At 44.2% G+C, this 16,991-nt stretch carries 18 protein-coding genes and 2 pseudogenes; 10 read left to right on the top strand and 10 right to left on the bottom strand.

Annotated elements, in window-relative coordinates:
* Nucleotides 1-62: 62 nt before the first annotated feature.
* A complete protein-coding gene (locus QUA74_RS05880) occupies nucleotides 63-635 on the bottom strand; it encodes a hypothetical protein (protein WP_333326049.1) in 573 nt (190 codons plus the stop codon).
* Nucleotides 636-908: 273 nt separating this feature from the next.
* Complete coding sequence (locus QUA74_RS05875; RefSeq protein ID WP_333326047.1) at nucleotides 909-1,118, bottom strand: hypothetical protein; 210 nt, start codon at nucleotides 1,116-1,118, stop codon at nucleotides 909-911.
* A 974-nt stretch (nucleotides 1,119-2,092) separates the two neighbouring features.
* Between QUA74_RS05875 and QUA74_RS05870 the strand changes: the two genes are divergently transcribed.
* The 9 genes and pseudogenes from QUA74_RS05870 to QUA74_RS05830 all read left to right on the top strand — a co-directional run.
* A complete protein-coding gene (locus QUA74_RS05870) occupies nucleotides 2,093-4,726 on the top strand; it encodes an AAA-like domain-containing protein (RefSeq protein WP_333326045.1) in 2,634 nt (877 codons plus the stop codon).
* Between the two features lie 66 nt (nucleotides 4,727-4,792).
* A complete protein-coding gene (locus QUA74_RS05865) occupies nucleotides 4,793-5,047 on the top strand; it encodes a type II toxin-antitoxin system RelN family antitoxin (protein ID WP_333326043.1) in 255 nt (84 codons plus the stop codon).
* Complete coding sequence (locus tag QUA74_RS05860; RefSeq protein ID WP_333326041.1) at nucleotides 5,037-5,399, top strand: type II toxin-antitoxin system RelE/ParE family toxin; 363 nt, start codon at nucleotides 5,037-5,039, stop codon at nucleotides 5,397-5,399. The genes QUA74_RS05865 and QUA74_RS05860 overlap by 11 nt, the downstream gene beginning before the upstream one ends.
* A gap of 18 nt (nucleotides 5,400-5,417) precedes the next feature.
* Nucleotides 5,418-6,041, top strand: a complete 624-nt coding sequence (ruvA, locus tag QUA74_RS05855) for a Holliday junction branch migration protein RuvA (protein WP_015174486.1) — start codon at nucleotides 5,418-5,420, stop codon at nucleotides 6,039-6,041.
* Nucleotides 6,042-6,191: 150 nt separating this feature from the next.
* On the top strand, nucleotides 6,192-6,461 hold the full coding sequence (gene rpsO / locus QUA74_RS05850) for a 30S ribosomal protein S15 (RefSeq protein ID WP_333326039.1): 270 nt from the start codon (nucleotides 6,192-6,194) through the stop codon (nucleotides 6,459-6,461).
* Nucleotides 6,462-6,555: 94 nt separating this feature from the next.
* Nucleotides 6,556-7,029 carry a PAM68 family protein gene (locus QUA74_RS05845; RefSeq protein WP_333326037.1) on the top strand — a complete coding sequence of 158 codons (474 nt, stop codon included), beginning with the start codon at nucleotides 6,556-6,558 and terminating at the stop codon, nucleotides 7,027-7,029.
* Between the two features lie 212 nt (nucleotides 7,030-7,241).
* On the top strand, nucleotides 7,242-8,303 hold the full coding sequence (gene aroF, locus QUA74_RS05840) for a 3-deoxy-7-phosphoheptulonate synthase (RefSeq protein WP_333326036.1): 1,062 nt from the start codon (nucleotides 7,242-7,244) through the stop codon (nucleotides 8,301-8,303).
* Nucleotides 8,304-8,483: 180 nt separating this feature from the next.
* On the top strand, nucleotides 8,484-9,044 hold the full coding sequence (locus QUA74_RS05835) for a Uma2 family endonuclease (RefSeq protein ID WP_333326034.1): 561 nt from the start codon (nucleotides 8,484-8,486) through the stop codon (nucleotides 9,042-9,044).
* Nucleotides 9,045-9,228, top strand: a pseudogene (locus QUA74_RS05830) (3-deoxy-7-phosphoheptulonate synthase); the annotation flags it as partial. It abuts the gene before it with no gap.
* 299 nt (nucleotides 9,229-9,527) lie between these two features.
* Here QUA74_RS05830 and QUA74_RS05825 read toward each other — a convergent pair.
* From QUA74_RS05825 to QUA74_RS05795, 7 genes are all read right to left on the bottom strand, one after another.
* Complete coding sequence (locus tag QUA74_RS05825; RefSeq protein WP_333326032.1) at nucleotides 9,528-11,531, bottom strand: hypothetical protein; 2,004 nt, start codon at nucleotides 11,529-11,531, stop codon at nucleotides 9,528-9,530.
* Between the two features lie 253 nt (nucleotides 11,532-11,784).
* Entirely contained in the window at nucleotides 11,785-11,901 is a 117-nt protein-coding gene (locus QUA74_RS05820) for a type II toxin-antitoxin system PemK/MazF family toxin (RefSeq protein ID WP_333326030.1), read from the bottom strand.
* Entirely contained in the window at nucleotides 11,895-12,095 is a 201-nt protein-coding gene (locus QUA74_RS05815) for a DUF2281 domain-containing protein (protein ID WP_333037627.1), read from the bottom strand. The genes QUA74_RS05820 and QUA74_RS05815 overlap by 7 nt, the downstream gene beginning before the upstream one ends.
* Nucleotides 12,096-12,145: 50 nt before the next feature.
* A complete protein-coding gene (locus tag QUA74_RS05810; RefSeq protein ID WP_333326028.1) occupies nucleotides 12,146-12,352 on the bottom strand; it encodes a DUF433 domain-containing protein in 207 nt (68 codons plus the stop codon).
* Nucleotides 12,353-12,421: 69 nt separating this feature from the next.
* Entirely contained in the window at nucleotides 12,422-13,141 is a 720-nt protein-coding gene (locus QUA74_RS05805) for a DUF2786 domain-containing protein (protein ID WP_333326026.1), read from the bottom strand.
* Between the two features lie 183 nt (nucleotides 13,142-13,324).
* Nucleotides 13,325-14,539 (bottom strand): DUF790 family protein, encoded by a 1,215-nt coding sequence (locus QUA74_RS05800; RefSeq protein WP_333326024.1) that lies wholly within the window; start codon nucleotides 14,537-14,539, stop codon nucleotides 13,325-13,327.
* Nucleotides 14,540-14,638: 99 nt separating this feature from the next.
* Nucleotides 14,639-16,177, bottom strand: a complete 1,539-nt coding sequence (locus QUA74_RS05795; protein WP_333326021.1) for a DEAD/DEAH box helicase family protein — start codon at nucleotides 16,175-16,177, stop codon at nucleotides 14,639-14,641.
* Between the two features lie 431 nt (nucleotides 16,178-16,608).
* Here QUA74_RS05795 and QUA74_RS05790 point away from each other — a divergent pair, with 431 nt between their 5' ends.
* A complete protein-coding gene (locus QUA74_RS05790; protein ID WP_333326019.1) occupies nucleotides 16,609-16,917 on the top strand; it encodes a hypothetical protein in 309 nt (102 codons plus the stop codon).
* Here the strand turns inward: QUA74_RS05790 and QUA74_RS05785 are convergent.
* Nucleotides 16,887-16,991 (bottom strand): annotated as a pseudogene (locus QUA74_RS05785) (IS5/IS1182 family transposase); the annotation flags it as partial. The gene QUA74_RS05790 and the pseudogene QUA74_RS05785 sit on opposite strands and share 31 nt — an antisense overlap.

Genomic DNA, 16,991 nt, shown 5'->3' with positions numbered 1-16,991 from the left:
AGCAAATCAGTCTACCATCTGAAATTTACGATCGATGCCATGTCAAAGAGTTTTTCTTAAACCTAGTCGTCCACGATCGAAACCCATGCAGAGAACGAAGGCGGAAAAAAGTTTATATCATATTCCGACTCTTCCCATTCTTTGACCCACAGCGGGACGGCGCCGGGGCGAGGAGTTGCTGCAAAGGTGCGTTCTTTGACTTCGATCGAGTGAAATAGCTGTTTTAAAGTATCTCCCCGATCCAAAGCTTCGCTGAGGATGTCGTCCAAGTCAGGATCGACCCGTTTGACGCGGTTTTTGTCCTCCTCCAGCCACAGAAGTTTCAAAGACTTCAGATCTCTCGGACTGAGGATGCTCTTGTAGTACACGCGCTTAAGGGTCGCTACGGGTTCCAATGAGCGTTCGATCCGGCGAATTTGCTGAACTCGCAAGTAGTGCCATTCCGCTAAACGCTTGCTTTCCGAAGGCGGGAGGGTACCCTTCCCCGCTGCGTGTTTGTAGTCGTATTTAATCAAACTGCAAGCCATATTGGCTAGCAGGTGTATCAACTGTTTTTCTTTGGGTGTTGCCTGACGCCGTTCCTGGGTTCTTGTCAATACGCGCTGTCTGCGGGTAGTTTCGAGAGTATTTTCCATTGGGTTTTTACGAGATGAAATACGATTGTGCCAGATCCAAATCCCGAACATCAGAAGGTAAGGAAGTTGACAGGCGGGGAAACTCCACCGACAGACTCGCCTTACCTATTTATTTTCCCATCCACAGTTCTCTGAAACTGATCCCCACCCCTGGGATTAGGTAGACTGATCTTGGGATCGAGTTTTAACCGCCTCGATCAGAGGCGGTTGGGACAACAAGCACCACAACTACAACCACAACCGCATCAGAGCGAACCACACTCCGGGCGCCAATTATTTCCTGCCTTTACGCGTTTTTACCTCTTCTTGCTCCCCATCCTCATTCGTTCCAGTGTAGTTAAAGTCGGGACGACTCTCCCAAGCCGTCAAACTGCTGGCTGATGAATGTTGTGGGGCGATGGCTGAAGCGTTGGCGCTGCCTGCCTGGAAAAAGCCGAAGCCAGCCGAGGCAATTACCCCTAATACTAAGATGCTGTTTTTCATGTTCGATGACCCTGATTTGCGTAGATTGACACTTTTTGGCTAACCCGATCTGTCAGAAATGGGTTGATGCAATAGCCCACTTGTCTTCTGATAAATCTGCCTGCCATAATCAATTCAGACAGGCACACCCGCTTGCGATCGGAAACGCCGGAAGTGACGTGTTACTAATGTCCACGATCATCCATCAACCCGAATCTTTTGGGTAGTGGAGCGAAAGCCATCAGGGCGTCGATCCATCAGGGAGTTATGCCATCAGGGTGCTAATCCATCGGGTAGTTAAGCCATCAGGGCGCATCTTCTACAATTAGTCACAGACTTAACTTTTATAGTTGAGTAAGTGGTTAGCCTGGTACTGACAAAGCCTTTAAGAATTAAACTTTTTGTGGATGCATCCTGAAAAGTTTGTTCTTAGGAATCCCCAAACGCGAAAGCCCGGGGAAAGTCAGCAGCATGGAATTCCATGCAATCTAAGTCAACTAAAAAAACGCAGATTAACGATATCTCCCACTCAAGCAGTCCTCAGCAAAACGCTGGGGTTTTTTATTGGCAGCCATTGCGAGGGCGTTTTTCTCCGGCATCCGGCAGGCGGATCTGAAGGCAGAAGGTTGACGGCGCTGTGGTTAGGAGTTTCCCTGCCCACATCATACCACCGGGTGAATTTTAAAGTATTATTGTAAAAAAATGTGAAAAGAACGACGTTTTAGCGTTCTCAATCCGATCGAGTGAAAATTCATCTAATAATTATGTGAACGAGTGTAAAAAATCAAGTGGCGGGCTACGATTCAGCCGATCGTAGGATTTGGGGCGAACGCGTGCAAAGATACGGTAAAGATTGACAAGGAGAAAGCTGAGCTAGTAGACAATAGAGAAAGAGGAACAAAAATTTTCCACCATAATAGTAAGCTGGCAATAATTACAATTTGTAACCTTTCGATCCCATAGCACAGGGGCGCAGCATCTTGATGAATTCGCAGATGACAGTAGAAGTCAACTCAACCTACCAATATCAAGTCGGAGGATATTTGCCTGCCGGCGCGCCCACCTATGTCAGGCGATCGGCAGACAGCGATCTCTACGAAGGACTCAAAGCCGGAGACTTCTGCTACGTGTTGAGTTCGCCGCAAATGGGAAAGTCCAGCCTGCTAGTGCAAACGGCCAAAAGGTTGCAAGCCGAAGGTACAGTTTTTGCCGCCATCAACTTGAGAAGCATCAGCAGCCCAGATATCTCCCCCCAAAAGTGGTATGGCGGAATCATGTACCGCATGGCAAGCAGTTTACACATCACAAACAGGTTTGATGCCATCAAGTGGTGGAACGATCGCGAAGTGCTATCGCCGGTGCAGCGATTGGAGATATTTATCGAAAAAGTTTTGCTCAAGTCACTTCAGCAAAATCTGGTAATTTTCATAGATGACATTGACAGCATCAGCAGCCTAAATTTCAGTACCACCGATTTTTTTGCTTTGATGCGGGCTTGTTACTCCAAGCGGGCAGAGCAACCGGAATACGATCGCCTGACTTTTGCTGTTATGGGAGTAGCAGCCCCCTCAGAATTGATCCGAGATCCAAGATCCAACCCTTTTAATATTGGACGGCAGATTCATTTAAGTCGATTCCAACTGCACGAAAGTTTGCCGCTAGCAAAAGGGTTAGCCCTGAAAGCTTTTCGCCCCCAAAAAGTGCTCCAAGAAATATTAGCTTGGACGGGCGGCCAACCGTTTCTTACTCAAAAACTTTGCCACTTGGTACTTGAATACGGGCCTTTTATTGGCAGAAATTCCGAAGTTCAGCAGGTTGAAAAACTAATCAAACACAGAATTATTAAAAATTGGGAAGAAGAAGACGAACCCCAACATTTGATACCCATACGCGATCGTATTTTCCATAGCCACTGCGACCTCACGCGGCTGTTAACCGTGTACCAGCAAGCTTTGCAACCTGTCAAGGCAACAAAACCGGGGGAATCGCAGGGACTACCAGCAGAATACTCTCCCGAAAAAATCGAATTGCAACTGTCAGGACTGGTGGTTAAATCTCACGGTAAATTAATAGTTTCTAACCTAATTTATCAGTCAGTATTTAATCGATTCTGGGTAGAAAAAGAGCTAGGAAAATTGGCTCCCTACCGCTCCGCGCTAGCAGCATGGCTGGCTTCAGACCGCGAAGATGAATCGCTGTTATTGACAGGGGAAAGTTTGCAGTCAGCTTTGGATTGGGCGGCCAACAAACAATTAAGCCAAGAGCACTATTGGTTCTTGAATCCCGATCAAACTTTTGGGGAACAACCGACAGTCGTTGTCGCAGAAGTTGCAGACAGCAGCGTAGACACAGATGCAGACAGCATCCTCACCCCGCCCTCACAGACGGTTCCAAGTGGCAGCAACGAACAGAGATTGTACGATCACATCGTCTCCTGCGTGGAAACAGAATCCCCCGCACAGGTGATCGAGCGGTTCCGAAAGCTATTTATCGACGGCATGGGCTATCCCGATCGAGAGATTGAAGCAACTTTGTACAGTATAGTCTCCGTCAAGCGATTGGATCAGCACTTTAAATATATCCTCCACCGCTGCTGCTACATCCCGATCAACCGCTGGCAATTGCAATCACACAACCAGTTCGCGATCGCAAATTTAGTAGCTTTATTTAAGCAGAGTTCTCCCCGATTCGGGACGGAATTTTACATAGTCAAGCGCTTGCAAGAACAAATAGCTTTTTTTACTAAAAGTGAAGAATTTCAGACCCTAGAGCGCTTAGTAAAAGCCCTAGATAGAGAGGCGGAGCAGCAGCAACAAGATACCGATTATCCTTTGGGCGAATTGATATGTCGGTATCCTTATTTGTACGGGTATTCTCTGCTGAGCAAGGGCAGCATTGAGGAAGACCAACAAACCATTCAAAAACTGGCATTTCAAAGACAGCGACAATTTGAAACACATTTGTCTCAATATTTAAATTATTTGGTTGAGCCGAGAAATACAGAAATAGGAATTGTGCAGCGAGCGGCTAATCCCACACTTTTGAACGATGCAGAACTACACTTAGCGGTAAGGGAATTTGCGGGAAAAGTAGCAGGCGATCGCAGCTACAAAGAAGAGGCTCAATTTTTCCTGAGAGATGCCAGACAAACTCCATCTTACGCCTCATTTAAAGTGGATTTATATGAATATTTAATATCTTCGGTAGAACCAGAATACGGCGGGCGTCAATTTAATGACCGTTTGTACAAACAAATCAAAAATACATTCCGAGAAAATGACTCGGTGAAATTCAATAATATATTGTTAGTTGGGACTTGCCACCAGTTGTTCAACTTCTTAGTAGTGGAAAATGCCCAACATCCCAGCCACTACGTTTTTTACGACTTGGTGTACAACCTCGGCGCCAGCAGGACAATGGGTTTATTGCTCAAACTGGTACTGCTTTCGGGCAAAGTCAAACCAGAGTTGGAAAAGCGATTTTCTATTTTGTTTAATCACTATGAAGGTAAAGCTTCTAATGAAATTATGTGGTTTGTCAAATCCTTGGAAAATTTCAATGTGGCTTTGGTTGTGAATTTTGGTAAGACGGATTTGTCTTTGGTTAAACAGCAGCTTATTTTGACTTGACAACAACAAAACCGATCGGGCTGCCTTATATAATAGTATTAACTCAAAAAAATTACGGAAAAACACATGAAAGCCTTTGAAGTCACAGGAACGATCGACGAAAAAGGTCAATTAATTCTCGATCGACCTTTAACACTAGACACTTCGGGCCCCGTGCGAATTATCGTCCTTCTTCCCGAACCTACAGATGAAGCTGAAGACGACCCCGACGATACTCCAGTTGAAGAAGTAAAAGCCAGTCTCAGAAGAGCGTTGCAGCAAGCCAAAGCCGGACAAACCCGACCAATCTCTGAACTGTGGGAGAGAATCGATGCCGAATGAAGCCGAAACAATCATGATCAGATTTGCGGATGACTTTGAAGCAAATTTGTATGCCCTCGCGAAAAGATATCGCAGTATCCGCAATGATGTCCAGCCGGTAATTGAACAAATACAGGCTGGCAATTTTATTGGCGATCGCATTCCCGGAATGGGGGAAGATTATATCATCTTAAAAGTCCGGGTGAAAAACAGCAACATCCAAAAAGGAAAAAGTGCAGGATATCGCATGATTTATCAAGTCGAATCGCCGTCGATCGTACTTTTGTTAACCATTTACTCAAAATCCGATCGAACAGATATCAGCCTCAACGAAATCCGCAGCATCATAGCCGAGTTTGATGAAAGCCAATAGCGGTGTATTATTAATTCTATGATTAGCTATCTCAAAGGCACAGTAGCCGATATCGCCAAAGGCAGCAACCGCGTCATATTGACTCTGGAAGTCAATCAAATCGGCTATGAAATCCAAATTTTGCCCCGTGTGACCGGTCAATTGCCAGCATCCGGCGAAGTCGCCCAAATTTTTACCCACCAGCAAGTTAAGGAAGACCAAATCGTATTGTACGGTTTTGGCAGCGCGGCCGAACGCGATTTGTTTCGGCAGTTGACGAGTGTTAGCGGTGTCGGTGCTCAACTGGCGATCGCACTTCTCGATACTTTAGGATTGCAAGATTTAGTCCAGGCGATCGTCGGCGGTAACACCCGCATCCTCGCCAAAACCCCGGGCGTCGGTACAAAAACCGCAGAACGTCTCGCCCTGGAACTCAAAAGCAAACTCTCGGAATGGCGCCAGCAAGCAGGTTTGACAACTTCAGTCGCCGCCGGAGTCCCCCCAGCTATTCAAGAAGAAGTCGAGATGATCCTGCTGGCGATGGGATACACTGCGGCTGAAGTCTTGCAAGCGCTGCAAACCCTTAGTCAAGACAGCACTTTATCCGCCAAAGGTAATGCGGATGATTGGATACGTGAGGCGATCGCCTATTTGAGCCGATAATCGCCTACCACATCCAGAAACCGGGAATAAAAACCAAAATTCTGCCGGGCCAACAAACCCATCTGTGGCAAAAATTTTATCGTTGTTATGCTTCCGGTGTGATAACATAGGAGATTGTGACAATCGTACAAAAAAAACTAAAATCAATTCATGGCTCTTACACAACAGCGCAAACAAGAAATCATGGGCGACTTCCAAACCCATGAAACCGATACCGGTTCAGCAGATGTCCAAGTCGCCATGCTGACCGATCGCATCACAAAACTCAGCGCCCACCTGAAAATCAACCAAAAAGACTTCGCCTCCCGGCGCGGTTTGATGATGATGATCAGCCGCCGCAAGCGCCTGCTAGCCTACATCCAAAACGAAAATGTCGATCGCTACAAAGCATTGATTGCCCGTCTAGGCATTCGCGGCTAAACACCAAAGCCAAAATTTGCGACAATATTCTTTAATCTTGGACAAACACCAAGACATTGAATAAATGTTCGAGATTTCAGGTTAGAGATAAAATATGTCCTCCGAACCACCCCGCAAGCGCTTGCCCTTTGAACCGGCAACAAATCGTAAAAAAACGCCTAAAAAGCCCCCAGAACCCCAAGCAAGCGTAGCCTTAGAGTCGGATTCTGCCGACAAGCAGCCGAAAGCTAACAAAACCGGAAAACAGGCGCAATCCATCCCAGAAGTAGTCAGCCAACGCATGATATCTCGCATAGCGGTATTCTGCGGCATACCTACCCTATTGGGAATTTCCACATTTTTTGTGAGTTATTTCGTAGTCAGCAAGGGCTTGTTTGATTTGCCCAACACAGCAGTATTGCTGGTAAGCATGGGCTGTTTTGGTCTAGGCGTTCTGGGATTGAGCTACGGAGTCCTCTCGGCTTCCTGGGATGAAGAAATTTCAGGAAGCACTCTGGGGTGGGAAGAATTTAATACCAATTTTGGACGGATGCGAGAAGCGTGGCGCGCGGCCAAACCAAAAAGTTAGTCATTAGTCATTAGTTATTAGTTATTAGTCATTAGCTAAAAACTAAGCTGTTAACCATCTAGAATTTGTTTTTGGGGAGGGAACAAGAACCCGCCCCACAACAATGCTAAAAATACTGATATAAATAGATTCTCGATCGCCATTGCATCTATTTTTCTCAGTGCATCAGAGTCATCATCCGTTTCTAGCCCAACTAAGAAGGCAAAAAAAATATGATTATTGTAATGAAAGCCGGCACTCCAGAAGCCGAGATTGATCGACTAGACGAAGACCTCCGCACTAACTGGGGTTTGATCCCAGAAAAAATCGTCGGCCGTTACAAAACCGTCATGGGTTTGGTTGGCGACACCGTTGAGCTCGAACCGATGCAACTGCGCGAAATGAGTACCTGGATTGAAGAAGTGCTGCGCGTGGAAAAACCCTACAAACGCGCTTCTCTGGAGTACCGCCAAGGAGAAGCCAGCGAAGTAGCGGTTGCTACTCCTTTAGGAACTGTAATGATCGGCTTGCATCACCCGATCGCGATCGTAGCAGGCCCTTGCTCGGTCGAAAACGAAGAAATGATTGTGGAAACGGCAATGCGCGTCAAAGCTGCTGGAGCTCATTTTCTCCGTGGTGGCGCGTACAAACCAAGAACTTCCCCCTACGCTTTCCAAGGCCACGGCGAGAGTGCTTTGGGATTGCTAGCTGCGGCGCGGGAAGCTAGCGGTTTGGGAATTATCACAGAAGTTATGGATGCGGCCGACTTAAGTGCGATCGTAGAAGTAGCCGACGTGATCCAAGTCGGGGCGAGAAATATGCAGAATTTCTCACTGTTGAAGAAAGTAGGAGCTCAAGACAAACCTGTTTTGCTGAAGCGTGGCATCTCCGCAACCATTGAAGAATGGTTGATGGCTGCTGAGTATATCATGGCTTCTGGCAATCCGAACGTGATTTTGTGCGAGCGCGGAATTCGCGGGTATGACAGGCAATATACGCGCAATACGCTTGATTTGTCGGCCGTACCAGTATTGCGAACTCTGACTCACTTACCGATTATGGTTGACCCGAGTCACGGCACCGGTTGGGCGCAGTTTGTACCGTCGATGGCCTTTGCTTCGATCGCCTCTGGTACAGATTCGCTGATGATTGAAGTGCACCCGAATCCGAAAAAAGCTTTGTCTGACGGGCCACAATCTTTAACACCGGATCAGTTCGACAAGTTGATGGAAGAATTGGCGGTGATTGGTAAAGTCATGGGACGTTGGCCGCAGCCCGTGCCAGTTTTGGCATAGAAACAGGCGAAACGCCTAACCTAAAATGCGATCGCGGTTAAATCCCCGACTTTTTAAAGAAGTCGGGGATTTTGTTATTCTGTTTTTGGAATAGAGGCCCAGGGGCGATCGCACTTCTAGGAATGTTGGGAAATTTTGTATAATTGATATTTGAATTAATTAGCGAGAGGGCTGGGAGTCATGGTAGGCATCGGAACCAAACTCACTTTAGCAGAATTTCTAGCTTTGCCCGACGGAGATATATATTGTGAGTTTGTAGATGGTGAAGCAGTTCCTAAAGTGTCTCCAAAATTTTTTCATTCCAGTTTACAGGGAGCTTTGTGTGACCTGATTCGTGTATGGTGTAAAGGACGCGGGCGAGTGCTTCCAGAATGGGCCATTTTGTTAAAACGTCAGGATAAAGATTGGGTACCTGTTCCCGATTTAACGTACATTTCTTATGAACGTCTGCCGAAAAGTTGGCGGCGAAATGAAGCTTGTCCCGCAATTCCTGAACTGGTGATTGAGATTATATCGCCGGATCAAAGTATGAAGGAATTTGAAGAGAAGGCGAAAGATTATTTGGCGGCGGGAGTTCCGCGAGTTTGGGTAATTGCTCCAGAGGCTATTTTAATTAGAAGTTTTTTGACCGATGGTTTGAGTCAAGTTTATACGGATAATACACCGATTGTGGATGAGTTGCTGCCTGGTTTGGAGTTGACGACTAGACAGATTTTTGAAGAAGCGGAATTGATTGATTGATTGAGGGCGATCGCCTCTGGTACTGATTCGCTGATGATAGAAGTGCGCCCCAATCCCAAAAAAAGCTTTGTCTGACGAATCGCAATCTTTAACACCGGATCAGTTCGACAAGTTGATGGAAGAATTGGCGGTGATTGGTAAAGTCATGGGACGTTGGCCACAACCGGTGCCAGTTTTGGCGTAAAAACAGGCAAAACGCCTCAAGTGATATGGGTGAGTAACTTTTTGCTAATCTCGACCCCTATTTAGACTAAACAATCCTTTAGTTTGGATTAATAAAATATCCAGAAAGTTGAGGGCAAGCTAAGTTAAAGTTAGCTTGTCTTTTACTTTTGGTTAAAGAAGCAGTCCTGGAGGCAAAAACTGCTTTGCAACACTACTATTAGCGGTAAGGTGCGTGTGCTTCGCCCTACAGATAGAGTTTATGCGTAAGTCCACTCCAACAGGGTTGTTGGGCTGCTGCCGGTAATAGCAATCTGATTTTTATACATGGGAATCAATCAGGCGCTTCAGACTGTTGCTGTACTTATCATCGAATTGATTAAGTTTATCTCGAAAAGATATCCAATAAGGCTGCACAGAATTACTAAGTTTTAAAGACTTATTAAATAGTGCTTCCATTCCCCCTAAACAACTATATGAACAGTAAAGTTGATCGTTTTGAAAAAAAGATTCTAAAATATTTTCCCATTGTATTGAGCTCAAGTATTCAGCAATTTTAATTAGTAACCTAGTGTTACTGCCAGCAGAATCAAAAGTGCTAGAGTTTGCAAACTTATCAATTATTGCTGAAACATTATTTTGCAAAATGGGTTCAAGCAATTTATCAGAAATTTCATCCCAATATCCTCTTTGTTTAAGCAAATCATCGAAAGAAGCGATCTTAACTTGCCGAGTAATAAATTCGTCAAGCAACTCAAGTATCTTATCTTTTGGTTCATCTATCGATTTGTATGTTGACTTTGCCGCAAGTAAATCGTCTAGGTTTGCAGTAGAAATCTTTTCCTCTAAGTCAGGCTCAATTAAATCGATAAAAAATCTATCTTTATATCCTTCCATTAATAATACAATTTTCTGTAGTGAGGTGGTTTCTATTTCTTCTTTTACCTGTTGAGCAATAAAATTGTCGAATAATTCAAAAATTTTAACTTCTGGTTCATCAATTGATTTATATGCGGATTTTGCTTCAAGTAATGTTTCTAAATTTGCAGTAGGGATCTTCGCCTCCAAGTCAGACTCAATTAAATCAATAAGCCCTCTATCTTGATGCTTGGATGCTATCGAAATTAACTTGATCAACGAGGAATCCTTAATTTTCTCTTTCGTATAGACTTGAATAGCCTCGTCCGATTTCAGTAAAGTCTCGGTTCTCATTGAAAGTAGCTCGTCTAAAGTAGCTTGCGGAGACAATTCCAGCAAAACAGGAATAAGTATTTTTTCCTTAAAAAGGTCATCTTTACAAGTTTCTCTCAATGAGAGTAAGTCCTTCACAGGAATCAGAAGCTTCTTGGTTACAGATTTTCTCAAGAAACTTATATGAGATGCTTTCACTAATATAGAGATAGCCTCTTGTGAAAGTCGTTTGACGAATCTGTTGTGTATTTCAAATATCTCAACTTTATTAATATAAGCTTCTGCTTTTATTCTACATGGTTCACTGATACTATCCCAAGCAGCAATAGTTCCAAGATAAATGATAGCTTTATCCCAATTTTCATCCATAAGTCTATTGATAATAATGTCAGATAAATGACTATTCAATATCTCTCTTGTTTCTTGAGGATACATACTTGATACAGCATTCAGGGCTGAAAACTGACGTAACCTCTCATCTTCGGGACGCTCTTCTATTAACAAATTTTTCGTTAAGCCGATAACAATATCTTTAATCAAAATATATCGCGCACGAGCCAATGGGCTTTTTTGGAAATACTTTATTGCTAATTCAGGATCTATTGGAAAGTATTCAGATTTAATGTCCTGAAAAATTCTCTTGCTGGCAGCGCGTCCTTGAACAGGCGGACGCTCTAAAAGATGTGTTACTGCACTTCTCAAGTGATAACGTGCTAGCTCGGCTGTTGCTTCAAATGGCTCCTCTAAAGAAGTCATGGAAGGATGAGCACATCGGCTTCGATCTTCAAACAGTCTTTGAATATCAGATTTCTCTACCGTCGAGATTAGTTCAAATTTCGTGAGTGCAATCTCAGGAATATTAGACTCAAATTGCCAAAGCTCTTTAAACTGTTTACCTGAGCTTCTCAACTTATCAAATTCTTCTAGTAATTTCGCAGCTTCTTTATCTTCCAAAAGTTCTAACTCTCTCAGCTTGTGGAGAAAATCAAAAACTACTGCGTTCCATGTTGAGACAATACAGGAACGAAATGCGCCAGAGCGATAGCAAGAAACTGCCTCTTGGATAAACTTTCTCGACAATTTATCTCTGCATCGTAATATCAGTTCATCTAGATCGATAAAGGCTTCGTACATATAGTAATTGAGGAAGTTCAGATATGGATTGCATGAATCCTATTATATCGCAACTGCGGTATAATACCCTATATAAGTGTCAACTACGGCGCTCGCCGATTCTATAATTTTTCCTAATCTTACTCTGTGCTTATTTCCTGAGCGCCCTCTGCGCCTCTGGGATTAATTCATTAGAACGTAAAAGAGCGCGACGAATCTTTGTAGTAAACGGTGCAATAATAGTATGAGGACTTACTGCATTAGCACCGTCAATCTATAAGATGACAACAGGTCTTATACCAGCTTGCTCTGTACCAACTACCGGATTCAAATCGCATAACACGACATCTCCTCTTGTATATGTTGGATTTACTGATGAAGCTGCTACCATTGAATCTCTCCACGGGCCAACTTTTCTTCGTAGGCTTCTAAATTCTTTAAATAGTCAGAAAAGTCTGATTCAGTAAGCTGTGGTAATTCACTGTTGTATTTGAGGAGCAAAAAGTCTATAAAATCATTCACCTCTTGAACAAGTGACTCTGGCAGTTGGCTAATTTTAGCAATAGTTAGATCGTAAACTGTCATGTTTTTACCCTATGTATCTTATTCACTTAACTATAACGCTCTCGATCCAATTACCGTTTAGCGGCGAAACTCAAGCAAGCTAAAATATCCGGTTGGGTGAGATAGGGAAAATCATCTAGAATTTCTTGATAAGTCATCCCAGAAGCAAGATATTCCAGCACGTCATAGACTGTAATTCTCATGCCTCGAATACAAGGTTTACCAAGTCGTTTACCAGGTTCGATCGTAATTATATTAGCGATATCTTGGTCTGACATGGCTTCTTCTGTTAGTTTCTGTTTTTAATCCTAACCTAGGAAGCTGATTTTCACGATCGCACACCCTACTCAAAGACATTCATTAAGTTGTTTCATATCCCCTTGCGGCTGCACTTGCTTGTGCAAACTAATTTTGTCGCCCACTTCATACCCCGAATAAAAACCCGCCGCGCTGCTGACTTGAGAACCACTTCTGGTTTTAACTTTAGCCCCTCGGCCCTCTAGATAATCCGCGATCGCCTGTTGATTTTTCTCAAACATCGATCGCACTACAATCCCTGGAGTCACCGCCACATCCCCCGAACCCGGAATCCCCGACTCTTCCATCTCCTGTTTTTGTTCCAACAATCTTTGTCTCAACCTTGTCGCGCATCCAACCCGAAAAGCATTCAGATACGCCAACCCCCTGCCGTTTCCTTTGCGGTATTTAGCCCTTTTTTCAATCGCAGAACTCAAATACTCGTACAGATGTTTGCAAACAATCAGGTTTGTAGAAGTTCCCACCAAAAACATACTGCCATTATAAGTGTTTCGCATGGCAGTGCAACCGTTAGCGTCCGCAATTCCCGAAAGCAGCATCATTTTCCAAGTGACAAATTTCGATGTTGTTTCAACTGAGTTTTCGTCAATCTCTTCTTGGTGATTTGGCCCTAAATCCGCGAGGCTGAGATTGTACTGTGCCAGTAAAAGGGAAGCTTTTTCGGCTGCTGCCGTCGATTCGTTTTCATTAGATGAGGTGGCTAGGGCTAACAGCTTTTTGATTCTTTCGACAATACTTGTGTCTGCCATTTTTCAATCAGTTTTAGGGTGAGACTACGCGGTGGCAAGGATTTGGGTGAATTCCCATTTTAGTATAGCGTGCTGCGATATTTTTTGAGGATGATTTCATTTATAGAAGAGGATTTTTTTGAACCGCAGAGGGCGCAGAGAGAGAGAAAGAAAGAAGTTCTTAACTGATGCGCCGATTGGTTACTATTCGAGGACTTCCAGGACTGATTTGGGCAACAATTTATCTTTAAACCAAACTACTTTTGCTGGCACTTCATTTACATTCACCCCGGCTTTTTCTAAATTCAGCCGTTCGGAAATAGCTAAAATCAAGTTATCGCATTCAGATTTCTGTACTTGTGCAAATTTCTTTTGCAAATACTCCGGCCGCCAATAGCCAACTATTTCTAATAAAAACACTCGCCCGTCGGGATGCACTAACCGAAAGTCGGGAATCATCACACTACCTGGAATCGGAATTAAATCAACTTCTCGCTCTAGTTGCCACTCGGTTTTTGTGGAATTCCATCTTTCAGCAAATGCCGCTTCTAACATACTATCATAAGGCTTGCCAGGGGGATAGTGGCTGACTAAACCGCAGTCGGAATTTAAGGTAAATTTACCTGTTTTCAAAACGCCACTAAAAGGGTCTTTTGTGTGCAGTGTCGAGTGCATACTCCATTTGGTGACGTGCAGCAGTGCGGGCAGCATTTTCGCGAGGGCTAAGCCGTAGCGGGTGCTGGGTTTAAACAAGCTTGTAGGGCCGTCTATTGTCAGTGTAAAACCGTGGTCTGCATCGCCTTCGATGTAAGTCATTAATTGAAATAGTTTCAGATAGCGAAATAAGAGTTTGTATTCTCCTGGATCGTTGCGGTGGGCGGTTAATTGGACTTGACTTGCTCGGTAAAATATGCCTTGAACTTGAGAAAGATTGTATTTGTGAAGCAAGTTTTCGGGTGTTGGTGCATTAAACTCTGTGAGGATTTTGTTTTCGTTTAAATCGGCGTATAAACCTGTAGTGATTTCGTGAGGCAAAACTTCTCTGTTTAAGTCTTGGCTGAGTTCAGTTGCTACTTTTTCCAGGGTTAATTGGGTGGATTGAGGGCTGGGAGTCGATCGCGCGGACAATGCAAAAACCCGCTGTCTCAACTCTGAGGGTTCTAGGGGACTGATGACTTCCAAGGTACAGAAACCGCCTTTCAGCAGGTGCGCTAATCCCCGTTTCAGCCGATAATCCGGGCTGTCGCCTTCTAATTCTAGCAAGCGTCCGTCGAGTTCGCCTTGGGTTTTGCCGATCGACTCCTGAAAGCAGGTGATCATTTCCCTAGCTGCTTCTAAGTTTTTAGCATCTATCTTGAGGCGTAGCGGGATGATTGATTCTCCGTTTTGGCGGTGACTTAATAAATCAGTGGGTAGCATTTGTTAATAGTTTTTTATTTTTAACGAACCGCGAAGAGGCGAAGAACGCGAAGGGAAGAGAGAGAAAGAAAGAGAGTGTTCAGAAATAGTTTAGGCTTGCTACCAGGGAATTTCATCATTATCTTCTCCCCATTTTGCGGGTGATTCTGCTGCTTTTTTGGTTGTCTCTCGGTTGACTCCGTAAATGGGTGTCGGTTTGACAGTTTCTAATTTCTGATATTCTGGCTTTGGCGGTTCTATTTGTGTTTGTGGTTGGGGTTTGTGAGGCTGCATTCCTCCTCGACGGCGTTGAGAAGTTCTTTCTTCGCTGGTGTCTTCGGTGACGACTTCGTAGAGAATTGCTAACTTATTTACATCGCTGCTTTTGCGGAGAACTCGACCCAATCGCTGAATGTATTCGCGTTCGCTGCCCGTACCTGACAATATGATAGCAATTCTGGCGTCGGGAACGTCCACTCCTTCGTTGAGGACGTGGGAGGCGACGAGGGTTTTGTATTCGCCGCTGCGAAACCGATCGAGGATTTCGTGGCGTTCTTTGACAGGGGTTTGGTGGGTAATTGTGGGGATGAGAAATTCTTGGGAAATTCGGTAAACTGTGGCGTTGTCTCCGGTGAAAATTAGGGTGCGCTGGGGAGAGTGTTCTGCTAGTATTTGGGCTAAAATTCGCAGTTTTCCTTCGGTACACAGGGCGATTTCTTTGGCTTGCCGGTGGGCTAGCATGGCGCGCCGTCCCAAGGGCGATCGCGCGCTTGCCATGATAAACTGTTTCCAACCTTCGAGGCTGGATATTCTGATGTTAGACTGTTTTAAAAAGTCGTTGCGAATGTTGATTAATTCGGCGTAGCGGTCGGTTTCTTCTGTTGACAGTTTTACCATAATTTGAACTATTTTATGGTCGGCTAAAGCATCGCCTGCCAAATCTTCGGGTCTTTTGCTAAATACTGTCGGGCCGATCAGGAAATGCAAATCGCTGTGGCGGCCATCGGTGCGATCGGGTGTAGCTGTCAGTCCGAGTCGAAAAGGCGCGATCGCATATTCGGAAATTACTCGATAAAAGTCCGTTGGCAAATGGTGGCATTCGTCAAAAACCAGCAAACCGTATTTATTGCCCAAGGTTTCTGCATGAATACTTGCACTGTCGTAGGTTGCCACTAAAATTGGCGTTTTGTCCCGCGAACCTCCGCCCAACAATCCGATTTCGATGTCGGGAAAAGCTGCTTTTAAATTAGCATACCACTGGTGCATTAAATCGAGAGTTGGTACTACAATTAATGTACTGCGACCAGTGACTTGCATGGCTAATTGTGCCAGATAAGTTTTGCCGGAAGCGGTGGGGAGGACGACTACTCCTTGGCTTCCTGCTTCCTGCCAAGCTGCGAGGGCTTGTTCTTGATGTGGGTAAGGCTGCATTTCCACGCTGGGTACGAGTTCGAGTAGTTCGTATGCCCTAGCTTCGTCGGTGAAGTGAATGCACTCGGCTTGGAGGCATTCTACCAGCGGGCGGTAGTGAATGGCTCGAATGCGGAATTTTTCCACGCGATCGTCCCATGTCGCAAAGTCCACCCAGTCTCTGCCTTTGGGCGGGGGGTGTAGGAGGAGCGTTCCGCGATCGAATGTTAAGGTAGGTATTCGTGGCATTTGTTTTGAGACCCGCTGAGTGCAAGCCTGTTAAATTATAAGTGACCGATAAAATATATTGACAGCAGACTCTCTCTCAGCTATTATTTAATCACATCTATTAAACCCTGGTGTATTTTAATCTAAAATAGAGTTAACTTAAAATTAAATACTAATCCTTTTAGGATTTGTCAAAGTCAATATTTGTTTTTTTTCTCCTTCTATAGACCATCAGGGGTTGCTCTACAAAAAATCTCGTTCACAAATCAAATAGGATTACCCTAGGATTTTTTGTAGCAGACCCAATTGCCCAAATGTCAAAAAAATAATGTAGTAGGTACTTTAGTCATTGCTTCTGAAGTGGCAAAAAAACCTAGGCACTGACTACAAAATGCTTGGTATTGATTAGATATTTTCCCCTGGGCTTCGAGTTCAATTATCATCGCAATAATATGTTTGATTTTATCGAATACAAAAAAAGATTTTTACAAGCGACTAAGGGCTGGGATAACAAGAAATGGAATAATTTGGATGACAATCCATTGGTGCTTTCGGCCCCAAAGCTTCAAGATTGTCACATTAAGAATTGTCGCTTTGTTGAAAGTCGATTAAAGATATTGGAATATCTGCCGAAAGATAGTGTGGTGGCTGAGGTGGGAACTCAATACGGGCACTTTGCAGAAAAAATTAGACCTCTTGCAAAAAAAATCTATGCTATAATAGAAGGTTTTCAATTTAATCCCCCTAGAGCTAACTCATAATTATAAATTGCTGATAATAAATTACAACGCAGACCATAACGGCGACGACGATTCCGATAACGACTCGACAAGAT

This window comes from Microcoleus sp. LAD1_D3 (assembly GCF_036702135.1).
Classification (GTDB): domain Bacteria; phylum Cyanobacteriota; class Cyanobacteriia; order Cyanobacteriales; family Microcoleaceae; genus Microcoleus.
The sequence above is the reverse complement of the archived record's forward strand: the minus strand, read 5'-3'. Positions and strand labels throughout refer to the sequence as shown.

What these genes read in the sequence shown, in the direction of transcription:
- QUA74_RS05880 (WP_333326049.1), bottom strand. Translation starts at nt 635, where the DNA reads ATGGAAAATACTCTCGAAACTACCCGCAGACAGCGCGTATTGACAAGA.
- QUA74_RS05875 (WP_333326047.1), bottom strand. Translation starts at nt 1,118, where the DNA reads ATGAAAAACAGCATCTTAGTATTAGGGGTAATTGCCTCGGCTGGCTTC.
- QUA74_RS05870 (WP_333326045.1), top strand. Translation starts at nt 2,093, where the DNA reads ATGACAGTAGAAGTCAACTCAACCTACCAATATCAAGTCGGAGGATAT.
- QUA74_RS05865 (WP_333326043.1), top strand. Translation starts at nt 4,793, where the DNA reads ATGAAAGCCTTTGAAGTCACAGGAACGATCGACGAAAAAGGTCAATTA.
- QUA74_RS05860 (WP_333326041.1), top strand. Translation starts at nt 5,037, where the DNA reads ATGCCGAATGAAGCCGAAACAATCATGATCAGATTTGCGGATGACTTT.
- ruvA (WP_015174486.1), top strand. Translation starts at nt 5,418, where the DNA reads ATGATTAGCTATCTCAAAGGCACAGTAGCCGATATCGCCAAAGGCAGC.
- rpsO (WP_333326039.1), top strand. Translation starts at nt 6,192, where the DNA reads ATGGCTCTTACACAACAGCGCAAACAAGAAATCATGGGCGACTTCCAA.
- QUA74_RS05845 (WP_333326037.1), top strand. Translation starts at nt 6,556, where the DNA reads ATGTCCTCCGAACCACCCCGCAAGCGCTTGCCCTTTGAACCGGCAACA.
- aroF (WP_333326036.1), top strand. Translation starts at nt 7,242, where the DNA reads ATGATTATTGTAATGAAAGCCGGCACTCCAGAAGCCGAGATTGATCGA.
- QUA74_RS05835 (WP_333326034.1), top strand. Translation starts at nt 8,484, where the DNA reads ATGGTAGGCATCGGAACCAAACTCACTTTAGCAGAATTTCTAGCTTTG.
- QUA74_RS05825 (WP_333326032.1), bottom strand. Translation starts at nt 11,531, where the DNA reads ATGTACGAAGCCTTTATCGATCTAGATGAACTGATATTACGATGCAGA.
- QUA74_RS05820 (WP_333326030.1), bottom strand. Translation starts at nt 11,901, where the DNA reads ATGGTAGCAGCTTCATCAGTAAATCCAACATATACAAGAGGAGATGTC.
- QUA74_RS05815 (WP_333037627.1), bottom strand. Translation starts at nt 12,095, where the DNA reads ATGACAGTTTACGATCTAACTATTGCTAAAATTAGCCAACTGCCAGAG.
- QUA74_RS05810 (WP_333326028.1), bottom strand. Translation starts at nt 12,352, where the DNA reads ATGTCAGACCAAGATATCGCTAATATAATTACGATCGAACCTGGTAAA.
- QUA74_RS05805 (WP_333326026.1), bottom strand. Translation starts at nt 13,141, where the DNA reads ATGGCAGACACAAGTATTGTCGAAAGAATCAAAAAGCTGTTAGCCCTA.
- QUA74_RS05800 (WP_333326024.1), bottom strand. Translation starts at nt 14,539, where the DNA reads ATGCTACCCACTGATTTATTAAGTCACCGCCAAAACGGAGAATCAATC.
- QUA74_RS05795 (WP_333326021.1), bottom strand. Translation starts at nt 16,177, where the DNA reads ATGCCACGAATACCTACCTTAACATTCGATCGCGGAACGCTCCTCCTA.
- QUA74_RS05790 (WP_333326019.1), top strand. Translation starts at nt 16,609, where the DNA reads ATGTTTGATTTTATCGAATACAAAAAAAGATTTTTACAAGCGACTAAG.